Annotated in this window: 24 protein-coding genes; 7 read left to right on the forward strand and 17 right to left on the reverse strand. The window is 61.7% G+C overall.

The window, feature by feature from the left end; all coding sequences use genetic code 11:
• Positions 1–88: 88 nt before the first annotated feature.
• The 3 genes from KUF55_RS14070 to KUF55_RS14080 all read right to left on the reverse strand — a co-directional run bounded on the left by KUF55_RS14070 (position 89) and on the right by KUF55_RS14080 (position 3004).
• Positions 89–1672, reverse strand: a complete 1584-nt coding sequence (locus KUF55_RS14070) for an SPFH domain-containing protein (RefSeq protein ID WP_218816981.1) — start codon at positions 1670–1672, stop codon at positions 89–91.
• A 2-nt stretch (positions 1673–1674) separates the two neighbouring features.
• The gene (locus KUF55_RS14075) at positions 1675–2151 is read right to left on the reverse strand and encodes a hypothetical protein (protein ID WP_218816982.1); all 477 of its coding nucleotides are present in this window, start codon (positions 2149–2151) and stop codon (positions 1675–1677) included.
• Positions 2152–2437: 286 nt separating this feature from the next.
• The gene (locus tag KUF55_RS14080; RefSeq protein ID WP_218816983.1) at positions 2438–3004 is read right to left on the reverse strand and encodes a GNAT family N-acetyltransferase; all 567 of its coding nucleotides are present in this window, start codon (positions 3002–3004) and stop codon (positions 2438–2440) included.
• 128 nt (positions 3005–3132) lie between these two features.
• Between KUF55_RS14080 and KUF55_RS14085 the strand changes: the two genes are divergently transcribed.
• A complete protein-coding gene (locus KUF55_RS14085; protein WP_218816984.1) occupies positions 3133–3867 on the forward strand; it encodes a class I SAM-dependent methyltransferase in 735 nt (244 codons plus the stop codon).
• Between the two features lie 57 nt (positions 3868–3924).
• On the opposite strand, the gene KUF55_RS14090 is transcribed toward KUF55_RS14085, so the two are convergent.
• Together KUF55_RS14090 and KUF55_RS14095 are read right to left on the reverse strand one after the other, a co-directional pair.
• Positions 3925–5034 (reverse strand): glutathione S-transferase family protein, encoded by a 1110-nt coding sequence (locus KUF55_RS14090; protein WP_218816985.1) that lies wholly within the window; start codon positions 5032–5034, stop codon positions 3925–3927.
• 228 nt (positions 5035–5262) lie between these two features.
• Positions 5263–5844, reverse strand: a complete 582-nt coding sequence (locus KUF55_RS14095; protein ID WP_132359320.1) for an NADPH-dependent FMN reductase — start codon at positions 5842–5844, stop codon at positions 5263–5265.
• Positions 5845–5974: 130 nt separating this feature from the next.
• Between KUF55_RS14095 and KUF55_RS14100 the strand changes: the two genes are divergently transcribed.
• Entirely contained in the window at positions 5975–6442 is a 468-nt protein-coding gene (locus KUF55_RS14100; protein WP_132359322.1) for a MarR family winged helix-turn-helix transcriptional regulator, read from the forward strand.
• 10 nt (positions 6443–6452) lie between these two features.
• Here KUF55_RS14100 and KUF55_RS14105 read toward each other — a convergent pair whose 3' ends face one another.
• A complete protein-coding gene (locus KUF55_RS14105) occupies positions 6453–6902 on the reverse strand; it encodes a cytidine deaminase (RefSeq protein ID WP_132359324.1) in 450 nt (149 codons plus the stop codon).
• A 615-nt stretch (positions 6903–7517) separates the two neighbouring features.
• Positions 7518–9470 carry an ABC transporter ATP-binding protein gene (locus KUF55_RS14110; RefSeq protein WP_218816986.1) on the reverse strand — a complete coding sequence of 651 codons (1953 nt, stop codon included), beginning with the start codon at positions 9468–9470 and terminating at the stop codon, positions 7518–7520.
• A gap of 106 nt (positions 9471–9576) precedes the next feature.
• On the opposite strand from KUF55_RS14110, the gene KUF55_RS14115 reads away from it, so the two are divergent.
• Positions 9577–10044, forward strand: a complete 468-nt coding sequence (locus KUF55_RS14115) for a MarR family winged helix-turn-helix transcriptional regulator (RefSeq protein ID WP_218816987.1) — start codon at positions 9577–9579, stop codon at positions 10042–10044.
• A gap of 102 nt (positions 10045–10146) precedes the next feature.
• On the opposite strand, the gene KUF55_RS14120 is transcribed toward KUF55_RS14115, so the two are convergent.
• From KUF55_RS14120 to KUF55_RS14130, 3 genes are read right to left on the reverse strand one after another with little or no spacing between them, the layout of a single operon-like run.
• Complete coding sequence (locus tag KUF55_RS14120) at positions 10147–12159, reverse strand: SIP domain-containing protein (protein ID WP_218816988.1); 2013 nt, start codon at positions 12157–12159, stop codon at positions 10147–10149.
• A gap of 7 nt (positions 12160–12166) precedes the next feature.
• Entirely contained in the window at positions 12167–13243 is a 1077-nt protein-coding gene (locus KUF55_RS14125; protein ID WP_255557058.1) for an iron chelate uptake ABC transporter family permease subunit, read from the reverse strand.
• Positions 13240–14241, reverse strand: a complete 1002-nt coding sequence (locus tag KUF55_RS14130; RefSeq protein ID WP_255557059.1) for an iron ABC transporter permease — start codon at positions 14239–14241, stop codon at positions 13240–13242. Before KUF55_RS14130 ends, KUF55_RS14125 begins: the two co-directional genes overlap by 4 nt.
• A 59-nt stretch (positions 14242–14300) precedes the next feature.
• On the opposite strand from KUF55_RS14130, the gene KUF55_RS14135 reads away from it, so the two are divergent.
• A complete protein-coding gene (locus tag KUF55_RS14135) occupies positions 14301–15095 on the forward strand; it encodes an MBL fold metallo-hydrolase (protein WP_255557060.1) in 795 nt (264 codons plus the stop codon).
• Positions 15096–15142: 47 nt separating this feature from the next.
• Here KUF55_RS14135 and KUF55_RS14140 read toward each other — a convergent pair whose 3' ends face one another.
• Positions 15143–16177 carry an ABC transporter substrate-binding protein gene (locus KUF55_RS14140; protein ID WP_132359336.1) on the reverse strand — a complete coding sequence of 345 codons (1035 nt, stop codon included), beginning with the start codon at positions 16175–16177 and terminating at the stop codon, positions 15143–15145.
• A 220-nt stretch (positions 16178–16397) separates the two neighbouring features.
• Between KUF55_RS14140 and KUF55_RS14145 the strand changes: the two genes are divergently transcribed.
• From KUF55_RS14145 to KUF55_RS14155, 3 genes are all read left to right on the forward strand, one after another.
• Positions 16398–17198 carry an SDR family oxidoreductase gene (locus tag KUF55_RS14145; protein WP_218816991.1) on the forward strand — a complete coding sequence of 267 codons (801 nt, stop codon included), beginning with the start codon at positions 16398–16400 and terminating at the stop codon, positions 17196–17198.
• Positions 17199–17406: 208 nt separating this feature from the next.
• Positions 17407–18870, forward strand: a complete 1464-nt coding sequence (locus KUF55_RS14150; RefSeq protein ID WP_218816992.1) for an amino acid permease — start codon at positions 17407–17409, stop codon at positions 18868–18870.
• 374 nt (positions 18871–19244) lie between these two features.
• Positions 19245–19883 (forward strand): hypothetical protein, encoded by a 639-nt coding sequence (locus tag KUF55_RS14155; RefSeq protein WP_132359342.1) that lies wholly within the window; start codon positions 19245–19247, stop codon positions 19881–19883.
• Between the two features lie 133 nt (positions 19884–20016).
• On the opposite strand, the gene KUF55_RS14160 is transcribed toward KUF55_RS14155, so the two are convergent.
• From KUF55_RS14160 to KUF55_RS14185, 6 genes are all read right to left on the reverse strand, one after another.
• Entirely contained in the window at positions 20017–20772 is a 756-nt protein-coding gene (locus tag KUF55_RS14160; protein WP_218816993.1) for an ABC transporter ATP-binding protein, read from the reverse strand.
• A complete protein-coding gene (locus KUF55_RS14165) occupies positions 20769–21827 on the reverse strand; it encodes an iron chelate uptake ABC transporter family permease subunit (RefSeq protein WP_218816994.1) in 1059 nt (352 codons plus the stop codon). Before KUF55_RS14165 ends, KUF55_RS14160 begins: the two co-directional genes overlap by 4 nt.
• On the reverse strand, positions 21820–22800 hold the full coding sequence (locus KUF55_RS14170) for an ABC transporter permease (protein ID WP_218816995.1): 981 nt from the start codon (positions 22798–22800) through the stop codon (positions 21820–21822). The genes KUF55_RS14165 and KUF55_RS14170 overlap by 8 nt, the downstream gene beginning before the upstream one ends.
• Positions 22801–22904: 104 nt before the next feature.
• Positions 22905–23888, reverse strand: coding sequence for a siderophore ABC transporter substrate-binding protein (locus KUF55_RS14175; RefSeq protein ID WP_218816996.1), 984 nt, complete (start codon positions 23886–23888; stop codon positions 22905–22907).
• Positions 23889–24270: 382 nt separating this feature from the next.
• A complete protein-coding gene (locus tag KUF55_RS14180; RefSeq protein ID WP_218816997.1) occupies positions 24271–25587 on the reverse strand; it encodes a permease in 1317 nt (438 codons plus the stop codon).
• A complete protein-coding gene (locus KUF55_RS14185) occupies positions 25587–26360 on the reverse strand; it encodes an ABC transporter ATP-binding protein (protein ID WP_218816998.1) in 774 nt (257 codons plus the stop codon). The genes KUF55_RS14180 and KUF55_RS14185 overlap by 1 nt, the downstream gene beginning before the upstream one ends.
• Positions 26361–26472 lie beyond the last annotated feature (112 nt).

Raw genomic sequence — 26472 nt, forward strand, 5'->3', positions numbered from 1 at the left:
CACAAACACCGGCACAAAACGAAACACCCCACCGGAGTGACCGGCAGGGTGTTTCGGTTGAGCTGCTGTCTCTTAGGACAGCTGGGTACTAGTACAGCTCGGCTACCGCTTCATCCTGTGCCACGGTTGCTGCCGGAGCCTTGGTGGCCGGAGCTTGGGCCTCGCTCGGAGTCTGCGTGGTCCCGTTGCTTCCCAGTAGACCGGAGAGCATGGCCGCGAGGTCAATCTCGGTACTGCCCTTGATCATGGCCAGTCCCTCGGTGACGATGCGGTTGGCCTGCTTGACGGCATCCGAGGCACCATCGGAGCTGATCACCGTGTAGTTGTCGATGCCGGCGACGGCATCGGAGCTCGCCTTGACGATCTCCGGCAGCGCGTTGATTGCCAGGAACGCCAGCGAGGACTGGGTGTGACCGGTCAGGGCCACGGCCTTGGCGTCTTCGGCCTTGGCGGTGGCTTCACCGATGGCGGCGATCGCTGCGCCCTCGGCTTCACCACGCACCCGGACGGCGTCGGCTTCGGCCTTGGCCTTCAGCTCGATGGCCGAGGCCTGACCCTGGGCCTGGAAGACCTCGGCGTTCTTGGAGGCCTCCGCCTCAACGGTCTTAGCCGCTGCTCGGGCTTCCGCGTCGGCGATCGACGCCTTCTTGGAACCCTCTGCTTCAATGGTCTTGGAGTTGGCTCGCGCGGTGGCGCTGAAGACGTCTGCATCGCGCTTGGCCTCGGCGTCGGTACGCATCTTGTAGGCCTGAGCATCGGCGGGCTTGTGGACCTCGATGTCCAGGCGTTCCTGCTCCACCAGTGCCTGCTCGGTCAGTGCCTTGCGTTCCAGGGCGGCAACCGTGACATCCTGCTCTGCCTTGGCGATGCCCTTGGCGGCATCGGCGATGGCCTCGGCGCGGTCCTGCTCGGCCTTAAACTCGGACTTTTTGATGGCGAGGTCACGCATCAGGGCGGCGGTGGCGCCTTCCTGCTCGATGCGCGCGGCTTCCGATTCTTGGAAGGCCTTGGAGGTGGCCACGCGGGCTTCACGCTTGGCTCGTTCCAGACCCGGCTTGCCGACTTCCTCGAGGTAGTCGATGGTCGTGGGCATATTGTCCGGGCCGATGACGGTGCGCGATGGGGTGCTGACCGAGGAGATGTTGAACGCGTCAATCTGAATGCCCTGCTCGGCGAACTGGGTGACCGCCGATTCTAGGGACTGATCCTGGAATTCCTTGCGGTTGTTATTCGCATCCTCCACCGACATCGCCGATACGATGCCACGGAGCACGCCTTCGGCGGACTTGGTCACCGAGGCGTTGAGGTCTTCCTTGGAGTGTGTGAGGAAACGCTGGACGGCCTTGCTCATGCCCTCCACCGAGTCATCAAACTTGAAGTTCAGGCTGGCCGTTACCGAGGTGGTGATGAAGTTCTTATCCACGCCTTCCACGGCAAGTTCCACCTGGCGCTGTTCCAGGGACATCACAAACTTCTGGTGGATGATCGGCAGGAAGAGCACAATGCCCTTGGTGAAGATCTGGACCTGACCCTTGGCGCCCTTACCGGCTCGGATCACGGCCTGGTTGGGTGCAACGGTGACCAGTCGTGTGGTGGCGTACCAGACGAGGGCAACGAGGACGGCGATGATCGCGACGATGGCGATCACGGTTCCGTTGATGGGAGAGTCCATGGTTAATATCCGTTCAGTTCGGAGGTGGATGCGACCCTGATGCGGTCTTCAACAATTGCCACAACGACAATTGGGGTGCCCTGCTTGATGGGGCTGGATGAAAATACGAGGCGCTGATTGATCTCATCGGGGTGCTCCAGCTGAACTTTCCCGACGTTCTCGTTAATGTCTGTGGTGGCCACGCCGAGAAGTCCGATGACTTCGTGCGGCTGGACGTTGGAGATGCGGGCCATCTTGCGGGCCAGGAACGCGACGCCGACAATGCCGATGATTCCTACCAGTGCTCCGGCGGCGTAGGCCAGAAAGAGTGGACCGTCATTGAGCAACACAATCGCGCCCGCGGCGCCAAATAGCGTGGCTGCCGCACCGACGGCAGTGGTGGAGATGATTCCGTCGAAAAAATCGACAATCTCTCCCAAGGTCATGGACACGACGAGGAGCAGGAGGCCGATGCCTCCGATCACTGCGAATGTCAGCATGCGGTTTCTTTCGTCAGGTCCTTGCCGGGCCGATCGGCGCAGCATGATTCAAAGGAGAGAACAACCAGGGTTCCTGTCTCGAGGTCTGCCACGATGCAAATATCCCCCGAGGCCCAGTTTCCGTTGGCCGCTCGATTGCCTCACTCAATATAAAGTCTATCCGTTAGCGGTAAAAAGCCGAGGTAAGCGGCGTCACAAGTCGGTTGGCTATTTCCAGGCCCCACGTTGGCACCCCAAGCGCGGGCATGGCGCCACAGATCATCACGGCGCGGATGCTGCTCGGCGGCTATGCTTCGCGGATCGATCGTGCCGCCGGATTCACTGAGGCAAGGGAACGGGCAAAGACCACCGAGTCCTGCGCGACACCATCAATGAGTTTGTGCCCTCTCAGATAGCCGATCCGCAGCAACCCCAGCTTCTCCAAGACGCGGACCGAGCCGATATTATCCGGTCGGCAGGTCGCCAACAGGCGCGTGATCCCCAGCTTCTCGACCGCCGCGGCGGCCAGTGCGGTGGCGGCCTCGGTGACATAACCCAGCCCCCAGGACTCGGCCCGCAAGACAAATCCGATCTCGGCATCAGAGGCGTGCTCTATAAGATCAGATGCCCCGCACATCAGAGCGATCGATCCGATGACCTGGGCATCTTGGGTGATCGCCAGGGTCCAGGTGGTGCGCGGGTGCACCAATTGTTCGGCCAAGCAGTCGGAGATGAACGCAGTACTGTCCGCCAGGGCATTAGGGCCCCATTCGACAAAGGCGCAAACCCGGGGATCGGAGGCAAATTCATGAACAGAGCCCACATCCGAGATGGTGAATTCACGCAGCCGCAGGCGTTCGGTGATGATCTCCATAGATCCATCCTGACATGGCGGTTCGTGAATACCTGCGCTGTTACGCCTAAACCATGCAGTGCCTCGGTTTCGGGGGCCCCGGAATCCCAGTGGTGCCATAAGTCCACCGATTGGCTTATGATCTCCCCATGGAATCTCTCCTTACCGCCGCACAGCACGCAGATCTGTACGATGCGGAAAATCTCTGGACCACTGCCGAAGACTTCTTTCTCCGGTTCACCAATGCCACTCCCGCGTCCCGTGTGCTGGATCTGGGCTGCGGCACCGGTCGCCTGACCATCGCCCTGGCCCAAGCCGGCCACGAGGTCAGCGGTGTTGACCCGCACTCCGGTTCGATGGCCGCCGCCCGCGCCAAGCCGGGCGCCGATGCGGTGCGCTGGATTGACGGCACCTCCTCGGTCTTGGGTGAAGAGGAAGTTTTTGACACGGTGCTGATGACCTCGCACGTGGCCCAGGCGATCGTGGATGAGGATGAATGGACGCGTACGCTGGCTAACATCAAGCGGGTATTGGTCCCCGGAGGGCGACTTGTCTTTGATTCGCGGGACCCAGCGGCACGCGCCTGGGAAACCTGGACTCCGGCACAGACGCGCAGCGAATTCACACTCTCCGACGGCACTCATCTGCAGTCGTGGATTGATTCGGCCCTGCACGATGAAGGACTCATCAAGATCACCGAACACCGGCTTTTTGCCGACAGTTCTAGGGAAATGCAGGATGCGCTATTGGCCTTCCGTAGCGAGGACCAATTGCACGCCGACCTGACCGCGGCCGGTCTGCAGGTTGATGAGGTGTTCGGCGGCTGGAGCCACGAGCCGGTGGGTAACGGCGCCGGGGAACTAATTTTCCTGGCCCACGCATAAGGCCCCGCCCCTAATGGGGCGAGGCCTCGGACGGCAGGTATCTGCCGAAGCTTCTAACTACGCGGGATAGAGCGGATTGTGGCCGGAGGTCACACGCTCGGATTCACGAACGGGTTCCGGCGCGGTTCCGGCACCCCAAGGGTTTCCACCCATGGCTTCGCGACCGTGCGGTTCCAGCCAATTGGCAAGATCCGGACCCACCGGAATGATCTGGGTGGGATTGATATCCTCATGCACCACGTAGTAGTGCTCCTTGATCTGCTCGAAGTCCACGGTGTCTCCGAACCCGGGAAGGGCAAACAAGTCCCGGGCGTAGGCCCAAAGGTTCGGCATCTCGGTGAGCTTGTTGCGGTTGGTCTTGAAGTGTCCGTGGTACACCGGATCAAAACGAACCAGCGTGGTGAACAGACGCACATCGGCCTCGGTGATCGAATCCCCCATCAGGAAGCGTCGAGTCGCTAGGCGTTCCTCGAGCCAGTCCATGGTGTCCCAGAGACGATCGTAGGCCTGGTTGTAGGCTTCTTGGCTGCCGGCGAAGCCGCAGCGGTAGACCCCGTTGTTAACTTCGGTGAAGATGCGTTTGATGATCGGCATCATCTCTTCGATCTTGTCTTCAGGCAACAAATCCGGGGCACCGGCGCGGTGGAATTCTTTCCACTGGGTGGAGAGGTCCATGGTGATTTGTGGGTAGTCGTTAGTCACCACGGCGCCGCTGTGCACATCAACGATGGCCGGTACGGTAATGCCGCGTGGGTAGTCGGCAAAGCGCTTAAAGTAGTTCTCCTGGATGCGCTCGGTGCCCAGCACCGGGTCGATTCCGCCCTCGTCGAGGTCGAACGTCCAGGAGCGAGCATCGTGCACGGGTCCCGGGGTGCCCAAGGAGATGGCGTCCTCCAGGCCCAGGAGGCGTCGCACGATGATGGTGCGGTTGGCCCAGGGACAGGCGCGTGCTGCCACCAAGCGGTAGCGTCCGGCCTCAACAGGCCAGAGCTCGGCGCCCTCGGCGATGCCAGCGTGCACATTGCCGATACTTCCGGCCGTTGAACCGCCGGAGGCACGTACCGCGGCGGGATCCGCAACGATTCGGTCCTGAATGTATTGGGTGTCGCGCGTGAATTCCGCGCCAGTGACATAGGCACCCGCGGTGCTGTATTGATCGTCGCTCATCATTCCACCTTAGAATTTTGTGCCGCGAAGCACCATGGGAGAAAAAGTTCGGGCCCGTCCCAAGATCGTTCTCAAGGGGCGGGCCCGCTGCGACCGGCCGGTTCGCCGCTACTTGCGAGGGTAGCGGAGAACCGGATAGTCAGGGGAAAAGAAGTCATGAGGGGCTCTGGAGCCCGAACAAGCCCAAGGTGCTCGGGTTCGGCGCCTTCATCACGTCAGGGGGTTGAATTAGGCCGAGGCGGAAACCAGGGCTGCTTCGCGCACGGACTTCATGGCAACGGTCCACGGCACCAGCTGGTCCAAGACCGGGGCGAGCGAGGCTGCCTGCTGTTCGGTCGGCTTGAACACCGAGAAGTTCTCGAAGTCGGTGAACAGCGAGAACATGCCGGTCTTCTGCACGTGAGCAACCTGGAGCTCGGAGAGGATGCCACGCAGGTGCTCAACGGCACGCACGCCGAAGGCCGAGCCGTAGGAAACGATGCCCGCTGCCTTGTTGGCGAATTCGGCGTTCAGGTAGGACAGTGCATTGGCCAGAGCCGGAGCGACGGAGTGGTTGTACTCGGGGGTGACGAAGACGTAACCATCAAACTCGGCGATCTTTGCTGCCCAGGTCTTGGTGGCCTCATTCTGGTAGTTCTGGTAGGCAGCCGGGTAAGCTTCATCAAGCAACGCGAGGTTGAAGTCCGCGATGTCTACAAGCTCGTAATCGGCATCGCCGCGCAGCTGAGCCTGCTCCAAAACCCACTGGGCAACGCCGGCATTGTTGCGTCCCGGACGGGTTGAACCTGTGATGATCGCGATCTTAGTCATGCGTGAACTCCTTGGAAGTGAGGGTCGATGCGCCGAAACTTTGCTGACGCATCAACTAGAACTTGATATTTATATCTTGCCGCGAGAAGATTGACGTGTCAACTAAATGAAAACAAATGTGAGGCATGCCATGTCCGAGCCCCGATGGCTCAGTGAAGAAGAAGCACAACGCTGGCTGGAAATCCGCGAATTCCTCTGGGGCTTCCCCAGCGCGATGGACCGTCAGCTCGCCCGGGACGCGGAAATGTCCAGTGGCGAATACTCGGTGCTGGCCGCAGTGTCGCAGGCGGCACCTCAGGCCCTGCGTTCGGGCGATCTTGCAGCGCAGCTCAATTGGGAACGCTCGCGCGTCTCGCACCTCCTGCGCCGCATGGAAGCCAAGGGCCTGATCAGTCGCTGTGCCTCCAGCTGCGACGGGCGCGGTCAGGACATCACGCTGAGCGAGGCCGGCTGGGAGACGGTACGCAGTGCCGCTCCCGGACACGTGAATTTCGTGCGGGAGACAGTTTTTGACTCGCTCTCCCCCACCGAACAGGAACAATTCAGCGCGATGCTGAACAAGATCCGTGCCGCCGTGGTGGAACGCGATCTTTGGTAGGCGTGAAGAGTTATTCCCCGTGTTCGGCGACCGAGGGCCACTGACCATTCGGGGTGAAGGATGTCGCCCAGTAGAACGGATTGAGCTCTCGCAGGGTCCGCATTTCCCAGGCGCTTCCACCGGCGGATCCGGGCACCGCGGCCAAAACTTCAGGACCCCAGATAGCCAAACGCTCCTGGCAGATCCCGCAGGGGGCCAGCACTTGGTAGGTCCCCTCCGCGGTTCCGGCGGTAACGCAGGCGGAGGCAATGACCGCTTTGCCCAGCGTATAGGCCTGCGCAACCGCGCCGGTTTCAGCACATAGGGTGGCCGCCGCGTTGTAATTATCAAAGCTGACACTGGTAAGAATGTCTCCGCCCTCGAGCATCAGCGCCGCCGCGGCTACCGAATCGCGAGCCCCCGGCCACCTGCTTCGGAGCTGTTCAATGGCTGCATCAACGATTTTTTGGTTCGGATCCATGACTAAAGTCTGCCACTGAATCTGTCCACTTGGCCCGAAGCTCGGCCAAGTATGACTCCGCTGGCGGGTGAATATTTTTCCTGGCCCCCGATCGTCGCCGCAACTTGGGCTCGGCGGATGCTCCAGTTCATCGAATGTTATCCGCGGTTTTAGAACAGCTACCTCAGCAGCGTGTCGGCCGTGCGGAACGGATTTCCTAGGCCTTACTAATACCCATTTCCTAGTTCCACCATCGACGCGCCACCGACGTTGCCACCCCGAATGTCTATGGGAATGGAACAGCGATTAGCACCGGAAAATATGCGGCGCGCGTTGCGGACTGACAACGACGACCGTCCGTGTTCCGCTACCAAAATAAGGTAACCCGGAGCAATTCCCGCGCCCCTATGCCTACTGGAGCCAGCCCCACTCGGCGCTACTTCTGGGGCAATACTTTTCCGAACATCGAGCCTATTTTTAGGCGATTAATCCCCCGGTAGAGAATTCTCCTATTTTGCATCTGTGGGGACTGGAATTGGAGAGAAATTGGAGAGTCAAACGCCGCTGGCGTGGCCCTGAGATTAGTGCAGGATTCCACGTCAGCGGCGCTATTGTTGCCTAGACCAGTAAACCGCCCTAGCCATTCACGCTGGCATTCTCCCGCGGGCGAGAGGCCACCTTCACGGCCATCTCGGTGACCCGCTCGGCGGTTGAATCCCCGGCGGCCAGGAGCCGGGCAAACGCACCATCGGCGTCCCGCAAGTGCGCAGGAGTTCCGCGCTCAATGATTCGTCCGCCCTCAAGGACCACCAGCTGATCGGCATTTTCCACGGTGGACAGACGGTGGGCGATCATCAGCGTGGTGCGTCCCACGGCGAGTTGGTCCAACGCCTCCTGGACGAGGGCCTCGGTGGTGTTGTCCAGAGCACTGGTGGCCTCGTCCAGCACCAGCACCTTGGGGTTGCGCAGGATGGTGCGGGCGATGGCCAAGCGCTGTTGCTCACCTCCGGAGAATCGATGGCCGCGGGCACCAACCATGGTGCTCAACCCGTCGGGCAGCCCACTAATCAGTGTGGCAATCTGCGCCGAGTCCAGCGCCCGCCAGAGCGTGGCGTCATCTGCGTCGGGATCGGCCAACAGCAAGTTTTCGCGGATCGTGGCGTGAATCAAATACGTCTCCTGCGAGACCATGCCCACGATCTTGTTCAGGTCAGCCGGTGCCATGTCACGGATATCGATCCCGTCAATGGTGATTTTCCCGCGCCCAACCTCGTGCAAACGCGGCAAGAGTGAACCGAGCGTGGATTTGCCCGATCCGGTGGGCCCCACGATGGCAGTGGCGGTGCCAGGAGCCAGCTCCAGATCGATCGAGCTCAGCACATCAGCCGAATCTTTGTAGCCAAAGCCCACACCCTCAAAGCGCACTCGTCCCTCGATCGCCTCCAGATCCACCGTCGCCGGTTGCCGCGGGGGCTTGATCTCCGGATCCATGTCCAGATATTCAAAGATACGACTAAAGAGTGCCATGGCGGTCACCCACTGCACCCCGACGTTGAGCAGACCCATGATGGGGCGGAAGATGGCACCCTGCAGCGCGGTAAACGCCACCAACGTACCGATGCTCATGTTTCCCGAGGTGGCGGGGAACCCGGCGGCCAGGTAGATGACCGCGGGAATGGCCGCGAAGACAATGCTCATGGTGGCCATGCGCCATTGCCCGGCCAATTGGCTGCGCATTTCCAGATCCACCAGGCGGTGTGAGGAGGCGGCGAAGCGGTCCACGTCGCGTCCGGTGGTGCCCAGGGTCTTGGCCAGGCGGATGCCGGAAATCGACAGTCCCTCCTCGATCTGCGTATACATTCCGGCCAGTTCCCGCTGCCGTGCGCTGGTGATGTCCCGGCGGCGCAGTGCCACCTTGCGCGACAGCCAGATGGCCGGTGGCAGGACCACCAGAGAGAGCATGCTCAGCTGCCAGGACAGGGCAATCATCGCGATGGCGGTGGCTACGGCGGTGGTCAGGTTGGAGGCGACCGAGGTGGCGGTTGAGGTCACGACGTTCTGCATCCCGGCGATGTCGTTGGTGAGCCGAGATTGCACCTCTCCCCCGCGAGTCCGAGTGAAGAAGCCAAGTGATTGCGCCTGCAGGTGGGTGAAGAGTCGGGTGCGCAGGGCATGCATGACCTTTTGACCCATGGAGGTGGCCATCCAAGTCTGCACCACTCCGATGGCGGCAGTGGATGCTGCAACCACCACCAATCCGCCGGCCAGCCAGGCCAACAACCCGGTATTTTGGTGCGGCAGCGCATCGTCAATGATCGAGCGGATGATGAACGGTTGAGCCAGTCCAATGATGGAGGCCAGAGAAATCAGCAACACCACGATGGTGATGCTCAGTTTGTGGGGAGCAAAGAGGGCGGCGATCCGGGAGAGCTTCACCGGGTGGGCGCTGACTTGTTTTAGGTCTGCGGGGTTCACACGGGATATCTGGCCGCCGCCGCGGCCTTGGCCGCCGCCGGTCGGTTTGGAATCACCCGTGTTGTGGGTGGGGCCCGTGGGGGCAGCTGCGGAAGAGAGTCTCGATTCCGTCATGTGCACCACCTTTCGTGGTGGTTGTGGGGTGCGGGATTGGCACCGCTTCTTTAATGAGGTTACCTCACTATGTGGTAACCCGTCAAACTTCCGGTAGAGTGATGGTATGCCAACCAGTGCCAATATCACTCCGCCCAGGGATCTTTCCGAGCTATTTCGCCGCTCGACGCACCGTTTGCGTCGGACCTGGACCGCAAAGCTCGCCCCGTTCGAACTGACCCCGTACCAGTCCCGCGCACTGAATTGTCTTGACCAACAACGCTGGGAAACCGAGAGCAGTGCCACGGCCGGCTTGCGTCTGAAAGACATTGCCGAGCGCATGCGTATTGCCCCGCGCTCGGCCACCGAGGTCATCGATCAGCTCGAGGCCAAAAAGCTCGTCACCCGCAGCGCAGATCCGCTGGATCGACGTGCCACCTTGGTGTCCCTGAGTGATGAAGGAGCCGCACTGGCACAGCAGGTTCGATCCGCTCGGCGCATTCACACCGAGGAATATTTCGGTCGCCTTGACGCCCAAGAACGCGCCGAGTTGGCCCGTATCTTGGGAAAATTGGCCGGTTCTACCGATTCCTAAATAGGCCCACAACAAAGGTCAGACAGCGAGGTTCCCCTCAGCTGCCTGACCTTTGGTGTGATCCGGGGTTTGTAACGGTGAATCACCCGGTGTTGGAGATCCTTAGAGCTCGGACTTGCCGCGGCGCCAGTAGCCCATGAAGGCCACTTGTTTGCGATCGATGCCGGCATCGCGGACCAGGTAGCGGCGCATCTCCTTGATCATGCTCGCCTCCCCCGCCAACCAGGCATAAAACGGCTGCGTCGATTCGGTGGTGGTTTCCCACAGAATCTGTTCATCAACATCAACGTCTTCCGGATCGGCACCGGTGACCACGGCGCCGGCCGCGGGAATGGCGACGATGGAGCGCACCGCGGCGGCCAGCATTTCACCGTGCGGATGTGAACCACGCGGCAGCCACTGCACACCCACACCCGAACGGGTGGAGGATCCCAGAATGTCGCCGGTGTCCGGAACTTCGATCAGCGCGTGACCGGTGATCCCCGCAGGCAGGGATTCCAAGATGGCACAGATCGCCGGAGCGGCCGTTTCATCACCGGCCAGCAGGATACGTTTGGCCGTGCCGGGACGGAACTCGATGCCGCCGTATGTCTCATCGCACAGGGCATTATTTGGGCCCAGCACTAGCATCGAATCGCCCACCTCCGCGGTGGCCGCCCACACGGTGGCCGGGCCGCCGGTGAGCTGACCATCAAGCTTTTGCAGGTGAAGGACAAAGTCAATGTCTATTTCCGGGTGCTCACCGACATTGTCCCGGTGACCGGCCGGGCGCAGTGCCCGCACCGTATAGGTACGCATATCTCCCCGACTCTCTGCGGGAAGTGCCAGCCAACGCTTGTACCAGCCGCCGGCGTCCTCGCTGTTCAGCAGCGCTCCGGGGCGCAGGGCGGCAAAGTCGGACCCCAACACGCTTTCGGGTTCCGCCGTGGAGGCGGCAGCCGAAGCCGGCGGGATCATGAGCTTGATGCGCAGGTCCAGCGGGTGGGCGCCGGCGCCGAAGTGCAAAAGGTCGGCACCGCTGAGGGTGACGCGCTTGAAGTTGGCACTCAATTCCTCGGTGGCCAGCACGCGGGTGGAGAAGGCCAGCATGGCGCTGATTTCCTCCGCACGTCTCAGGCTCGATTCCTCGGCAACGGGCAGCGGCGCAACCGCCTGCGCTGTTGCGTCGGTGGCCTTGGTGGTGTCGGTGGCCGTGATGGTATCGATTTGAGGCTCCCTGGTGGTGATTTCTTCGGCGGTGAGAAGGCTAGTTGTGTCTTCACCGATGGCGGCGTCGGGCTGGCGTGTGCGGTGGATGCCGTTGGCGGCCAGCACGGATTCGGCGCGCAGCACACGGTGCCGACCTATGGGCAGTACCAACGGGGTGCCGGCCACCGGGTCCGGAATCACCCGGCAGGGCATCCCAAAAACGCTTTTGACCAGTTCCTCGGTGACCACGGTGCTGGGGTGCCCCGCGGCAACAATCTTGCCGTGTTTCAGCGCCACCAAATGATCCGCATAACGGGCGGCCAGGTTCAGGTCGTGCAACACAATCACCACGGTGGTGCCGCGTGAGCGATTCAGCTCGGAGATCACATCCAGCACCTCCAACTGGTGTGCCACGTCCAGATAGGTGGTCGGCTCATCCAGCAGCAGCAGTTCGGTTTCCTGAGCCAACGCCATGGCAATCCAGACGCGCTGGCGCTGACCACCGGAGAGTTCATCAACCGCGCGCTCGGCCAACTCCACGGTACTGGTCAGCGTCATGGCACGCTCCACGGCGTCCTCATCCTGGGCGCTCCAACGCTTAAACCAACCCTGGTGCGGGTAACGGCCGCGACCAATCAGTTCGCGCACCGTGATGCCGTCGGGGGCGGTGGGTGTCTGCGGCAGCAACCCGAGCATCTTGGCGACCTCACGAGCGCCACGGGTGTGGATGTCTTCTCCGTCGAGCAGCACCTTGCCGCCGGCGGGCTTCAGCAACCGGGCCAGGCCCCGGAGCAGGGTGGATTTCCCGCAGCCGTTGGCGCCCACAATGATCGTCACCTCGCCGGCGGGAATCTCCAGCGACAGTTCATCAACAATGCTGGGCCCGTCGTAGGCCAGCGTTAGGTCTTCGGCTAGAAGAAGTGCCATGGAAACCTCAGGTTCCTTCCTTGTTGGTGCGCACCAAAACCCAGATCAGGAATGGTGCTCCCAGCGCGCCGGTGACGACGCCAACTGGCAATGGTGTCTCGGGCAGGATGTTTCCTGCAAGGTACGTGGCGGCGGTGACCAGCAGGGCGCCGGTCAGTGCCGCGGCTCCCAGATGGCTTCGGCCCTGGCACAGGCGCAGGGCCAAGGGCCCGGCCAGGAAGGAGACGAAGGCCAGCGGGCCGGTGACGGCGGTGGCCACTGCCGTGAGGGCAACACCCAGAATGATCAGGCCAAGCCGGGTCCCGCGTACGCGCAGACCCAGACCGGCGGCGGTGTCGTCCCCCAGTTCAAGAATGCGCAGGCGCGACGCGGCGGGCAGCAAGAGCGGCAGCAGAATCACCAGCGCACAGCCCAGGAGTCCCGCCCGTTCCCAGGTGCTGGCCGAGAGCGAGCCGGTCAGCCAGCGTAGGGCGTCGGAAGCGTTGCGCACGTCGGTGCGGGTCAGGAGGTATTGAATGATGCCTTGAAGCAGGGCCGCTACGGCAATACCGGCCAAAATCAGCCGTGCACCGGTATGTTTACCCGAATCGGCAATGACGTAAATGACCAGGGCCACCACCAGCGCCCCGGCAAAGGCCAGCAGCGACAGGCCAAGGCCTTGGGCGCCGAAGAACAGCATCCCGGCAACGGCTGCGGCACTGGCTCCGTAGCCGACGCCAATAACATCGGGGCTGGCCAGCGGGTTGCGTAGCAGGCGCTGGAAGATGGCACCGGAGGCACCAAATGCGGCACCGGCAAGAATTCCCACCGTGGCCTGCGGCAGTCGGTCCTCCCACAACATGAAGGAGACGCCCGGGACGCGCTGTCCGCCAAGGGCGGCCAGAAGGTCGGAGAATTCGATGGGGTGGCGTCCGGTGAGCAGATTCAGCGCAATGGCCAGCAGGATCCCGACTCCGAGGAGCAGATTCACCCGACCCACACTCATGGTGCGTCCGGAGCGCTGGGCACCGGCGGGCTCGAGTGCGGGGACGGGAGCGGGCTTCAGGGCGGTGAATTTTGTACCGCCTCGCTGAGCGCGGGTCATAGTGAGATCTTCTTTCCGCGACGCAACAACCACAGGAACAGTGGTGCTCCGATGATCGCCGTCATGACGCCCACCTGAATTTCGGCCGGTGGGGCAATAACGCGGCCCACCACGTCCGCACCCAACAGCAGGAGAGGTCCGGCCAGCAGGGAAAGCGGCAGCAGCCAGCGGTAGTCGGCTCCGGCAATCATGCGGATGGCGTGGGGAACAATGAGCCCCACAAAACCGATGGGCCCGGCCAGCGCGGTGGCGGCGGCACAGAGCAATACCACTCCGGCCGCGGTGATCCCGCGACCGCGCCCCACCTTAAAGCCGAGTCCGCGAGCCGAATCATCGCCCAGGGCCAGCGCATTCAAGAGGCGGGCTCCACCGAGCACCAGCACCGCACCCAGGATCAGCAATGGCGCGACGGAGAGCATGTCGGGGACCTCGCGGGCACCGAGGGTTCCGACCTGCCAGAACCTGAAACGGTCCAGCGTTTGCTGCCCGATCATCAGCACCGCGTTGGTCAGCGAGCCAAGCCCGGCAGCCATGGCGGCCCCGGCCAGCGCGAGTTTCAATGGGGTGGCGCCGTCGCGGCCCAGTGCCGCTACCGCGTACACCAGTAGTGCCGCGGCGCCGGCACCTAGGAAGGCGCACAGAATATAACCGTGCAGGGTGGCCACGGTGAAGAAGTGGATACCCACCACCACACCCAGGGCAGCCCCGGCGTTAACGCCCAGAATGCCGGGGTCCGCCAGCGGGTTGCGGGTGACGCCCTGCATGCCCGCGCCGGCAAGTCCCAGCGCGGCACCGATTAGTAGTCCGGCGATGGTTCGTGGGATGCGCGAGGCGATCACCGCGTGATCCCCATTGGCCGGATCCATTCCGGAGAGCGCCTCAAAAACGGTGGCCGGAGCGATGGTCCGGGCCCCAATAAGCAGGGAGGCGAACACCATCACCAACAGGGCAACCAGCAAGACGAGGGCCAGTACCGGTGCGCGACGGAGGTGAGTCATCGGATTTTCACGCTCCATCCACAGCTAATATCATGATTTCCGGCCCTAGACTGGTGCCCATGAGCAACCCGCACATCACCAAAGTGTCCGATCAGGCAGCGTTCCTGCTGGCACCCAACCCCGGTCCCATGTCGCTGGACGGTACCAATTCCTGGATCCTGCGGGCTCCGGGAGAAGAACATTCGATCATTGTGGACCCGGGGCCGGAGGATGCCGGGCACCTCGGTGCCCTGGCCGCCCAATCCGTTGAGCTGATCTTGATTACGCACCGCCATGGGGATCATACCGCCGGCATTGATACCCTGCATCGACTCACCGGCGCCCCGGTCCGTGCGTATTTGCCGGAGTTTTGCCGTGATGCGCAACCGCTGAAACCCGGGGAGGAAATCGGTGCCGCGGGGCTGCGGCTGAATGTTCTGGCCACCCCGGGGCATACCTCCGATTCGCTGAGCTTCCTGCTGCCCGATGATGGGCCCACCGGCTCGATGCTCACCGGAGATACGATCCTGGGCCGGGGCACCACCATCATCGATGCCCCGGATGGGACTCTGGGCGATTATTTGGCATCCCTTGATGCCCTGAGCGCCGCCCCCGATGCGCTGGTGCTCCCGGCCCATGGGCCGGTCTTGCCGTCGTTGCATGAGGTGGTGGATCGCTACCGCACTCATCGGCACGAACGTCTTGAACAGATCCGCGCCGCGTTGGCACAATTGCGCGCCAACGGCGGCGAAGATCCCACGATCGAGCAGATCACCGATCTGGTCTACCGGGACGTTGATCCACAGGTTCGTGGCGCCGCGGAGACCTCGGTGGCAGCGCAACGGCGCTACCTGCTCGAGTTTGAAGCGTTCTGACATTCGGTACTGCAACTTCCCTCGGGTGTAACAGGCGGTGATACCGACTACTTGCCGGTTGCTGCCTGAGCACCAGCGGCCAACGCCGGAACAATCTTATCGATGGCGTACGGAACCGAGAGCGGGGATGCTGCCGAGATGGCCAGGACATCCGCGTCGCTGCTGATTCCTACGAGCCCACCCTTCTTGACCGCGGGGATCTGCGCGAAGAGCTTGTTGGCCTTGATGGGATCAACGCCCGCGGTGGCCGAGGTGAAGAAGATATCGGCATCAAGTTCGTTGGCGCGCTCGGCTGCCCAGGCGAAGTAGAACTCGCCGTCCTTGGCGTTTTCGTCCACGATCGGGGCCTGGGTCATGCCCAGAGCGGTGAGGAGGCGCGGGCGTGAGTCGCCGGTGGCGTAGAGGTTGATCTCGCTTTTGACCACGTCCAGGTCACCGGCGATGAACGAGGTGTCCTTGAAGACCGGGTTGGCTTCGCCTGCCGCGCTGATCTTGGATTCAACATCGGTGATGACCGCCGCTGCCTCGGCGTCCTTGCCCAGTGCCTGACCCACCGCGGTGGTCACATCCTGCCAGCCGGCGGTGTAGCTCGGTGCCACGGGGCCTACGACGGGTGCGATCTTGGAGAGCTTGTCGTATTCGTCCTTGGTCAGGCCCGAGTAGCCGGCGACAATCACATCGGGTTCCAGCTCGGCGATGGCGGTGAAGTTCACGCCATCTGCTTCGGAGTACTGCTTCGGTGCCTTTTCGGTGCCGATGGAGGCGCCGAGCTCTTCGAGCTTGGCATCCTTCCAATCGGTTGAACCCTGCTTGTTACTGCCCCAGACGTCTTCGGCCATGCCCACCGGGACCACGCCCAGTGCCAACACGGCGTCGGCGTTGACCCACGAGATCGTCACCACGCGCTCGGGCTTCTTGGCGATCTCGGCGGTGCCGTAGATGTTCTTGACGCTCACCGGGAAGGCGGCATCGGCGGCGGCATTGCTGGCGGGGGCGCTTTCGGCGGTTCCGCCACATGCACTCAGGGTCAGGGCAAGTGCGGCTGCTGCGGCTAGGAGGCCGGTGCGTCGAATGAATTTCATGTGGTGGGCAATCCTTTGCAATCCTGCGATGGGCGAGCTGGTGAATCGGTGCTTGCCGGGCATAATCGTTTCGCAAGCAACCGCGAAGCAAGGCTAGCCTTCCTTCCTCTAATTACGCAACACGGATCATCCCTATTTGATTTGTCGACTCCAGGTCATTCGGGGGTCGATCGCCGTCATCTCGCGCATCAAATCCATCCACAGTGACTAGGCTCACATTATGAGTGAATCGACGCCACCAGCCCGAACTAACCCCCACCGCTCACGTGGCACCGCCCTCATCACCGGGGCCACGGCTGGACTTGGGGCAGAATTTTGCACCCAACTTGCCGCCGCCGGCCACGACCTGGTGATCGTGGCACGTGACGAATTGCGACTCGAAGAGTTGGCCTCCCGATTGCACGCACGATTCGCTATCCATGTTGAGGTCTTGGGCGCAGACCTGACCACGGCCGTCGGTACGACCGCGGTGGCGGAGCGCATTTCCGCGGAACCCTCGCCCATCTCCGTATTGGTCAACAACGCTGGTTTCGGATTGCTGGGGAACTTCGCCGATAACGACCTCGAGGCCGAACTTGGCCATCTCTACATTCACAACCAGGCACCACTGACGTTGATGCACGCGGCCCTTAATGCCATGGGTGCCTCCGGCGGTGGACGCATCATCAATGTCGCTTCCGTCGCCGCTTTCACTCCGCGCGGCAGCTATTCGGCGGCCAAGTCACTCATCGTGAATTTCAGCCGCTGGGCCAACGTCTTTTATAAGGACCGCGGCATCAGCGTCACGGCCCTCTGCCCGGGATTTGTCCGGACGGAATTCCACGATCGAATGGGGGCCAACAAGACCTCGATTCCCGCCTGGGGTTGGCTTGATGCCGCTCGGGTGGTTCGCGAGGGTCTGAGTGCCAGCGAAGCGGGAAAGTCAGTATCCATCCCCTCCAAGCGCTACAGATTTGTTATTGGGCTTTCGCGCCTGGCTCCCGACGCGCTGGTGGAACGACTGGCCCGGCGCGGGCGCTGAGTTGGAACACGGCATCAACATTTCGTTGCATAGTTCCCAGTGATGCTCGCGGTACCAGGACGCCTCCGGAGCGTAAGGTTGGCCACAATCCGACTTTTTCCAAGAATCGCATAAATGGCATTTGACCAGTATCTATTGATGGAATTTCGTCAGATTACTGGCGAGTATCTAATAATCATGGATCGACGTCTGGTGCGATGATTTATGCATGACCACGCAAAAGATTGCACCGGGATCCACCCGGCCATCCCTACGCCAGCAGCTGAGCGCGCGCAAGCCCATCGAGGCATTCATCGCCGATGCGGGTTCCGGAACCGGCGGCCCGAAGCTGCGCCGCTCACTAGGACTGCTGCACCTGACCATGATCAGTGTGGGTGCCACCCTGGGAACGGGCATCTTTGTGGTGCTCTCTTCCGCCGTTCCGCTGGCGGGTCCCGCGGTCTGGATTTCCTTTGCGATCGCCGGCCTGGCCGCGCTTTTTGCCGCCCTCTCCTATGCGGAGATGGCAGGTGCCGTCCCGGTATCGGGGTCTAGTTATACCTACACCTACGCCACCATGGGTGAGGGGCTGGCCTGGATCTGTGGTTGGTGCTTGGTGCTTGAATATGCCGTTTCCGTGGCGGCCATCGCCGTGGGTGCCGGTGAATACATCAACGAAATGGCCAACACCATCGGCCTCGATCTGCCCGCGGCGCTGACCAATCCCCCGGGCACCGATGGCGGCGTCTTTAACATCCCCGCACTGGCCATCGTCCTGTTCGCCACGGTTCTGCTGGTGCGCGGCACCAAGGAATCCGCGGTGGTCAACACCGTGCTGGTGCTGATCAAGATCGCCGTGCTAATTTTCTTCATCGTCATCGCGTTCAGCGCCTTCACTTCCTCGAACTTCGACCCGCTGCTGCCCATGGGCACGGCAGGCGTCTCGGCCGCAGCCGCCCGCCTGTTCTTCTCCTACATCGGCTTTGATGCCGCCTCCACGGCCGGCGAGGAAGCAAAAAACCCGCAGCGGGATCTGCCGCGCGCCATCATCCTCTCGATGATCATCATCACCACGCTGTACATCCTGGTGGCGATCACGGCGATCGGCGCCCGCCAGTGGATGTGGTTCGACGGCAAGGAAGCCGCCCTGGTGCAGCTGCTGGAGGAGGTCACCGGCCAAAGCTGGGTGGCCCTGGTCTTTGCCATCGGCGCCGTGTTGGCCATCGTCTCGATTGTGATCACGGTGCTCTACGGACAGACTCGTATCCTGGTGGCCATGAGCCGCGATGGCATGGTCCCGAAGGTGTTCGGCAAAATCTCTGCGCGTAATGGCGCTCCGGTCGCCGGCACCTGGATCACCGGTGGTGTGGTGGCGGTCGTGGCCGGGTTGGTCCCGCTGGGGCAGCTGGCCGACGCCACCTCCATCGGTACGCTCTTCGCGTTCTCGCTGGTGTCCCTCGCGGTGATTTACCTGCGCCGTTCCTCCCCCGAGCTGCCGCGTACCTTCAAGGTGCCGCTGTACCCGGTGACCCCGATCCTGGCGATCATCTTCTGCGTCTACCTGATGCTGAACCTTGGCGTGATCACCTGGGTGGTCTTCGGCCTCTGGATCCTCGTCGGCGCCGCGCTCTACCTGGGCTACGGACGCCGCCACTCGGTGCTGGCCTCCGCGGGTGTCACTACGCGGCGCTAAGTACCGCCGACACCACCATGAGCACCGTGTGCTCTGTGTGAGGTACAAAAATGCCCGGTGGGCAGAACCGTTTTCGGTTCTGCCCACCGGGCATTTGCCTGCCCTAAGTATCCGTAGATCGCGAAGTTGGAGCGGCTGCCGGTGTGCCTATTGCAACGGCTCCAGCGCACGCTTCGAACAATCCGGCCACCCCCCGTTTATTACTCGAAGATTGGCCTAGCAATGACGCCTGCTAAGAGATTCCACGTTTTTCCTGGATTTTCCAGCGACGTCGAAAAATTTGCCAATGTTAATTCCGAATGCAGAGAAATAATCTTGGTTCGTCAGGCACTCAGGCTATGGTTACTTGAATATACAACTTCCTTGGAGGATTCATGAACCACAAGTTTCTAGCTGTCGCTTCGCTTGCGACGCTGCTACTCACCGGCTGCGCAGACACTAACCAGGCCCCCACGGCGCCTGATGTTACTCCGATCGCATCGGGCAGCCCATCTTCCGCATCGACGGAGCCTTCAGCGGCTACGCCAAGCGCTACTGCGGAAACAAGTGATCGCGGAAACTTGATTAAAGTAATTGGTCAACCAGCGGGCACCGTCAATACCGCAGGCGACCAAACTGTGAGCTTTGTTGTAAAGAAAATCGATATGAAGATCAAGTGCAATGCTCCGTATGCAACGAAGGCTGAGAACGGTCATTTGATCGGCATCAAGATGGACGTACAGACGTTCAAGGAGCTCAATGATCCAGACTATCCGGGTATGACTTTCGACGCGCATCCAAGTTCTTGGACATTCATATCCAAAGAAGGAACAACATTCAATGGCGATCTCGGCACATCATCTGCCTTCATGTGCCTCGAAGATGACGATCAATTGCCGAACAGCATCGGGCCAGCTCAGAAGGCCACGGGGTGGATCGTACTTGATGTGCCCGCAACAACTGGCACCCTCATCTTCTCCACGCAGCCAGGCACTGGATGGGAATGGGAGTTAGCAGAAGGTCCTAACGCTTAGCTCTTGATCTTCGCTCAAGCTTGACCTTCGGTGAGTCACAAAAAAGGCCCGGTGGGCAGAACCGTTTGCGGTTCTGTCCACCGGGCTTTTGCCTGCCCGTCAGGGCGGTTAGATCGCCAGGTTGGAGCAGCGTTTAGTAGTAAACGGCGAGCGGGCCGCGCGGGCCGTCAATGACCGTCACAGGGGTCTCAAAGACCCGGGTCAGGACATCGTCGCGCATGATCTCCGCCGGGGTGCCAAACTCAACGACCTTGCCGTTCTTCACCGCGCAGATGTGATCGGCATAGTGGCCGGCAAAATTGATATCGTGCAGCACAATCACGATGGTGCGGCCCAGCTCCTCAGCGGCCCGGCGCAGGTGCGCCATCATCTGCACCGAGTGCGCCATATCCAGGTTGTTTAGCGGCTCATCGAGCAGCACGTACTCGGTATCCTGGGCCAGCACCATCGCCACGTAGGCGCGCTGCCGCTGTCCACCGGAAAGTTCGTCGAGGTATCTTCCCTCCAGCGCACCGAGATCCAGGAAGTCGATGGAGCGCGAAACGATCAGCTCATCCTCCGCGCTCAGCCGGCCCTTGGAATGTGGGAAACGGCCGAAGCCCACCAGCTGCCGCACGGTTAAGCGGGTGACAAAGTGGTTTTCCTGACGCAGGATCGAGACGATCTTGGCCAAATCTTTGGAGGCGGTGGACGCCACGTCAAAGCCGGAAATCGAGATGGTGCCCTCATCGATGCCCATCAACCGCCCGACCATGGTCAGCAGCGTGGATTTTCCGGCGCCGTTGGGACCCACCAGCGCGGTGATCCCACCGGCGGGGATGCTGATGCTGACCGGGCCAATGGCGACGTCGTTGCTGTATTTCTTGTGGACGTTTTCGAGGGTGATCACAAGCGACCCTTTCGCAGGATGAAGATGAGGAAGACGGTGCCGCCGATGACCTCGATGATGATCGAGACCACGCCCTGGGCGTAGAACAGGTTTTTCATGATGAAGTAGGCGCCGGACAGGATGACAAAACCGGTCAACACCGCCACGGGGAAAATGTAGCGGTGATCGTAGGTGTCGGCGAGTTGGTAGGCCAGGGTGGCCACCAGGAAGCCAAGGAAGGTCATCGGGCCGATCAGCGCGGTGGAGACGGCCATCAGGATCGAGACCAGCAGCAGGGTCTTCATGACCTCGCGGCGATGATTGATCCCGAGATTGATGCTGGTCTCCTTGCCCAGGGACACCACGTTCAGGCGTCGGGCATTGAGGATCAGCCCGGTGCCGGCCAGTAGGCACAGTGGGATGGCAATTGGGAAGTAGGAGGGGTCGGCGTTGGCCACCGAGCCGAAGAGTCGGGCGGTGAGTACGTCGAATTCGCTCGGGGAAAGTAGGCGCTGCATGAAGGTAGAGACCGAACCCAACCCGGCACCGATGATGATGCCCACCAGCAGCATGATCTGGATGTTGCCGTATTTGCCCGAGAGTAGCCACCCGTAGAGTGCCACCGAGAGGGCGACCATGATCAGCACCTGGAGCACAAATTGCCCCACCCCCTGGATCGCCACCACGCCGGCGGCTCCCAGCAGGAAGACCGCGGCGGTCTGTACCGCAACATACAGGGATTCAAAACCCATGATGGAGGGGGTGATGATGCGGTTATTCGTCACGGTTTGGAAGCTGACGGTGGCAATGGCCTGGCAGAAAGCCACCACCAGCATGACCAGCACATTGCTGGCCCTCATCTGCGCGATCAGCCAGAAGCCACGGGATCCCGGAGGCATCGGGTTATCCCAGGCCAGTAGCCCGAAGCCGAAGCCCAGGGACAAGACGATGAGGATGGACAGCACGATCCAGTAGCGTTTACCCACTTTTTTACTGGGCAGTGGCCCGGAGGAACGCCTGCTTCCGGGCCGAAGCTTGGGGGTGGTGCGCGGTGCGGTGATCGTTGATTCAGCCATTTCGACGCTGCCTTAGAAGTAGAGCAATGAACACGACCGCGCCCAGCACGCCGAGGATCAACGAGACCGGAACCTCGAAGGGCATGATGATGGTGCGGCCCACCAGATCGCACACCGTCACGATGCCTACGCCCAGCAGCACCACCCATGGGAGGTTCCCGCGCAAGTCATCGCCGCGGAACATGGAGACGATGTTGGGCACGATCAAGCCCAGGAACGGTAGGTTGCCCACCACCACGGTGACAACACCGGTGGCAATGGCGATCAGCCCGGTGCCCAGGAACATCACCTGTTTGTAGTTCAGTCCGACGTTGGTCGCGATTTCCTCGCCCAATCCCGCCACGGTGAAGCGGTCGGCTACCAGGAAGATGGCCACAGCGACGATTGCCACGATCCACAGCACCTCATACTGGCCGCGCAGGATCGAGGTGAAGGAGCCGGCGAACCAAATCCCCAGGGACTGGAGCATATTGGTTTGCAGGGCGATGAAGGTGGAGATGGCACCCACCACGGAGCCGAGCATGATGCCCACGATCGGCACGGTGAGCGAAGCCTTGAGCGAGACGCGGCGCAGGAAGAGGAAGAAGACCATGGTGCCGATGAACGCGGCCAGAATCGCGAAGGTCATCTTCGTCAGCAGATCCGCGCCGGGGTTAACGATCATCACCAGCAGCAGGCCCAGGCCCGCCCATTCGGTGGTTCCGGTGGTGGTGGGTTCCACAAAACGGTTTTGCGTCAGCAGCTGCATGACCAGTCCGCTCATGGCCATCGCCGCACCGGCCAAGACCAGCGCGATGGTGCGCGGAATACGGGTGATGGCGAACATTTCCCCGCCGTCCTGGGCACCAAAGATGTCATACACACCGGTAAACAAGGAGATGACCAAAAGGACGGCCACCACCACGATGCCGATGATCAATTTGGGTTCAAAGAGCCTGCCCTTGGAGGCTGCGCGCAGCGTGGTCGTGCTCATGTCTTGTTCGTCATTTCACGTCGTCTCCGGACGCAGAAAAGTGGTGGATTATGCCTCCGCGAGGCAAAACCACCACTTTTCCGCTCAACTATCGTTGGAAATTGTTACTTGCCTTCAAACGCATCAGCCACGGAGTTGAAGAACTCGGTGTAGGTCTGAATGCCCTCGTTGGTGTAGGTATCGGCCGGCATGTACACGATGTTGCCGTTCTTCGAGGCGGTCACGTTCTTCAGTGCCTCGGAGCTGTCCAGCAGTTCATTGGCCGGCTCGTAGCTCGGATCATCGGCGCTGACGGCAGCGTCGCGGTCCATGGCCAGGATCCAGTCCGGGTTGGAGCTGGCGATGGCCTCCACGGAGATGTCATCACCCTGGTGATCTTCCGAGGAGTCCTTGACCTCAAGGGCCGGGGTCAGACCCAAGATGTCAAAGACGGGGCCGAGCGTGCGACCGTTGGAGGGTGCGGCGTAACCGATCTCGCCACCGGAAGTGATCACTGCCATGACCTTTTCGCCGGGCTTGTAGGCTGCCTTGGCGCGGGAGATGGCGGCGTCGAGCTCATCATTGAGCTTCTTGGCTTCGGTCTGCTTGCCGAAGACCTCACCCAGGGCGGTGGTCTGACGCTTCAGTTCGGCGTCCAACGGCTGATCCTCGCGCGGGTCCAGTTCCAGGACGGTGGCGTTGGGGGCCAACGTGGTGAACTTATCGTGGAACTGAGCGAAGCGCTGACCATTGATGATCAGATCCGGCTCCACGGCGACCACTGCTTCAAGGTTGGGCTCCTTGTGGCTGCCCAAGTCGATGATGCCGGCATCCTTCTTGTACTTGGAGGTACCGGGCATCAGTGCCACGGCGCCGGCGCTCAGCTTCACGTCCCAGTCGGCCAGGGTCTCAAAGGTGCGGTTGTCGGTAGCAACGACGGATTTCAACGGCAGATTAATGCTCTGCTCACCGTTGTTGTCTTCCACGGTGATGGTGGAACCGGCAGCCGCGGCATTTTCCGTCGGAGCCTCACTCGTGGAACCGCAAGCAGTCAATGTGAGAGCAGCTGCACCGATGAGTACGCCAAGACGCAATTTCAGAGAAGACATGATTTCCTAACCGTGGTGCGATGCCCACAGTCATTGGGGACACCGTTTATCTTTCAAGTTCTTCCGGTAGCTTAGCCTAGCCTTACTCGATTAAACCAATGAAACATGTCCTAGCCTGCGGACGCTATGGCGGCCCACATCGGCCCCCAACAAGGACTCGGGGCGGTGAAACTTTGCGGCCCTGACCACCACTGACCCGTATATACGCGGCGTAGGCGCTGCCGACCGCCGTGGATACAGCGGGCGCCACAAGGGCGAGTAAGCGTGATGGGAACCACACTCACTTGCCCTTTGTGACGTAAAACTACTTATTGTCTGCCTTTCACCGCTTCTGCCGCGGTCGGCCGGTGTTCGCAGCCGTCTGTGGCACCGCCGATTGCCTCTAGTGAGCCAACGTTTGACTCACGGGAGTCATGGCCACCGCGCCGCGCACCGCCAGCACACCGACCACCAGCGTCACCAGGATCACGGCCACCGATAGTGGGGCAAAGATGATGGCCATGCCCGCCAGCGGGAAGACGAGTGCGGCACTGACGATGATCGAGCCAATGCCCATGCCAATGACCGGGGCCATGACCGAACCGACGCGGGCGCTCTCCATGACCGCTGGTTCCATGCCGAGTTTGTGCAATCCGGCGTAGAGGTCAGCTCGGTCTAAGGTTGCCGCCGCCTGGGTAATGGCGGTGGAGCACGCCACCGAGATGAAGGAAACCGCGATGGTCAGCAGCACACCGGTCATCACATCGGTTGCCAGAAGTGCGTCAGGAGAATTCGGATCCATCCCGGTGCCGGTGGAGTTCATCAGTGCCGCTCCGCTGCCACCGACCACCGCCACAAATGCGGTCATGGCGATACCCGAGACCTGTCGCCAGGCCTGGGCCGGGTTTTCTAGGATCATGCGCGCGGCAAGTAACTGCGCCGGCGACTTCGCCTTCTTCAGCTTGGCCTTGCCAATCAGCGCCACCGCCCACGGTCCCACCAGATTCAGCGCACCGATTCCCATGGCAAACCCGGTGAGCAGAACACCCACCATGATGGCCAGGGATGCCACGGAACCGATCACGGAGAAGACCAGCGAGATGCAAATGATGAGCCCCAGTACCACCACCGCGCGGATCCAGCGCGGTTTCGGCGTCACGGTGCGGTTGCGTACGCCCAGTGGGGAGACAATGATTTTGCGCAGTCCCACCGCACCGGAGAGCGCGGCGACCAGCACCACGCCGGCAATGACCAGGGCGATGATGCGCGGATCTAACCACATCGCCGATCCGATGGCCGATCCCTGAAAGTGCACCAGCCCCACAGCCGGTGCCATTGCGGCATAAAGCAGCACGCCGCCCAGTGCTCCGGCGAGCGCCGTGGCCGCGGATTCGAGCATGGTGATGCCCACGACCAGCCCCGGTGTTCCGCCGAGCAGGCGCACGGTGGACAGACGAGTGTCTTGGCTGCGGGCCGAGAGGCGGGCCGCTGCGGCGCCGAGCACCGCTAGGGGCACCACCAGCAAGACCACCGCCAGCGCGGCGAGCACTTGGTACATCCCCGTCAGCTCGTTCTGCACACGATCGAAGGACAGCGCTCCGGCGGTGACGATGAGGACCAGGGCACAGACCAGCGTGTAGGCCCCCGCCGTAAGTAACAGTGGGCCACGGCGCCCGCGGCTGGGTTTGCCCAGAAGCCAGGCCAAAGAAAGAGTGCGCATTAGTTCGTGTCTCCCGCAGCGGACCGCTGGGTCGAGGCACCCGGTGTGGATGCCGCTTGGGCCAGAATGCGTCCATCCCGCAGGTGGATGACGCGATCGCATTGGGCGGCAACATCCGCGTCGTGCGTGACCATGATCAAGGTGTTCCCGCGCCCCACGGTGGAATTCAGCAGGATACTCAAAACCTCGGCACCGGTTGCCGAGTCGAGGGCACCGGTGGGTTCATCGGCGAAGGTCACCTGCGCGCCGGTCACCTGGGCACGGGCAATCGCCACACGTTGCGCCTGGCCGCCGGAGAGCTGGCCAATGCGCCGCTCCTCCATACCACCCAGACCCAGTGCGCCGAGCCACGGTATGGCTTGTTCCTGTGCGGCAGCGCGCGGTACGCCATTAATCATCAGCGCCATCATCACGTTTTCCACCGCGGTGAGTTCGGGGATCAGCAGCCCCGACTGAAAAACAAAGCCGAAGGATTCGCGGCGGAGTTTTGAGCGTTCCTTTTCTCCCAGCGTGGCAATATCCCGCGGCGTAGCTGCGGAGGTGCTCAGGAGTACCGAACCGAAGTCGGGCCGTTCAATACCCGCCAGGGTGTGTAACAGGGTGGATTTTCCCGAACCCGAGGGGCCCATGATGGCCACGGATTCTCCGGCACGGATATCCAGGTTCACGCCATCTAGCGCCAAGGTAGATCCATAGGCGCGGCGTAGGTCCCGGGCACTGAGCACGGGGTGGGTGTTAAGAGTGTTCCCGGAGGCGGGATGAGCTTCGATCATGCAACAAGCTTGTCAAATCCCATGGCCTGCGGCATCGGAGCAGATGATGATCTCGCAGCCTTCACTCTCCTACCCAGGGTGGAGCCCGCCCGGGCGCTGGTGCCGGGAAGCG

It is taken from the genome of Paeniglutamicibacter sp. Y32M11 (genome assembly GCF_019285735.1).
Classification (GTDB): Bacteria; Actinomycetota; Actinomycetes; order Actinomycetales; family Micrococcaceae; genus Paeniglutamicibacter.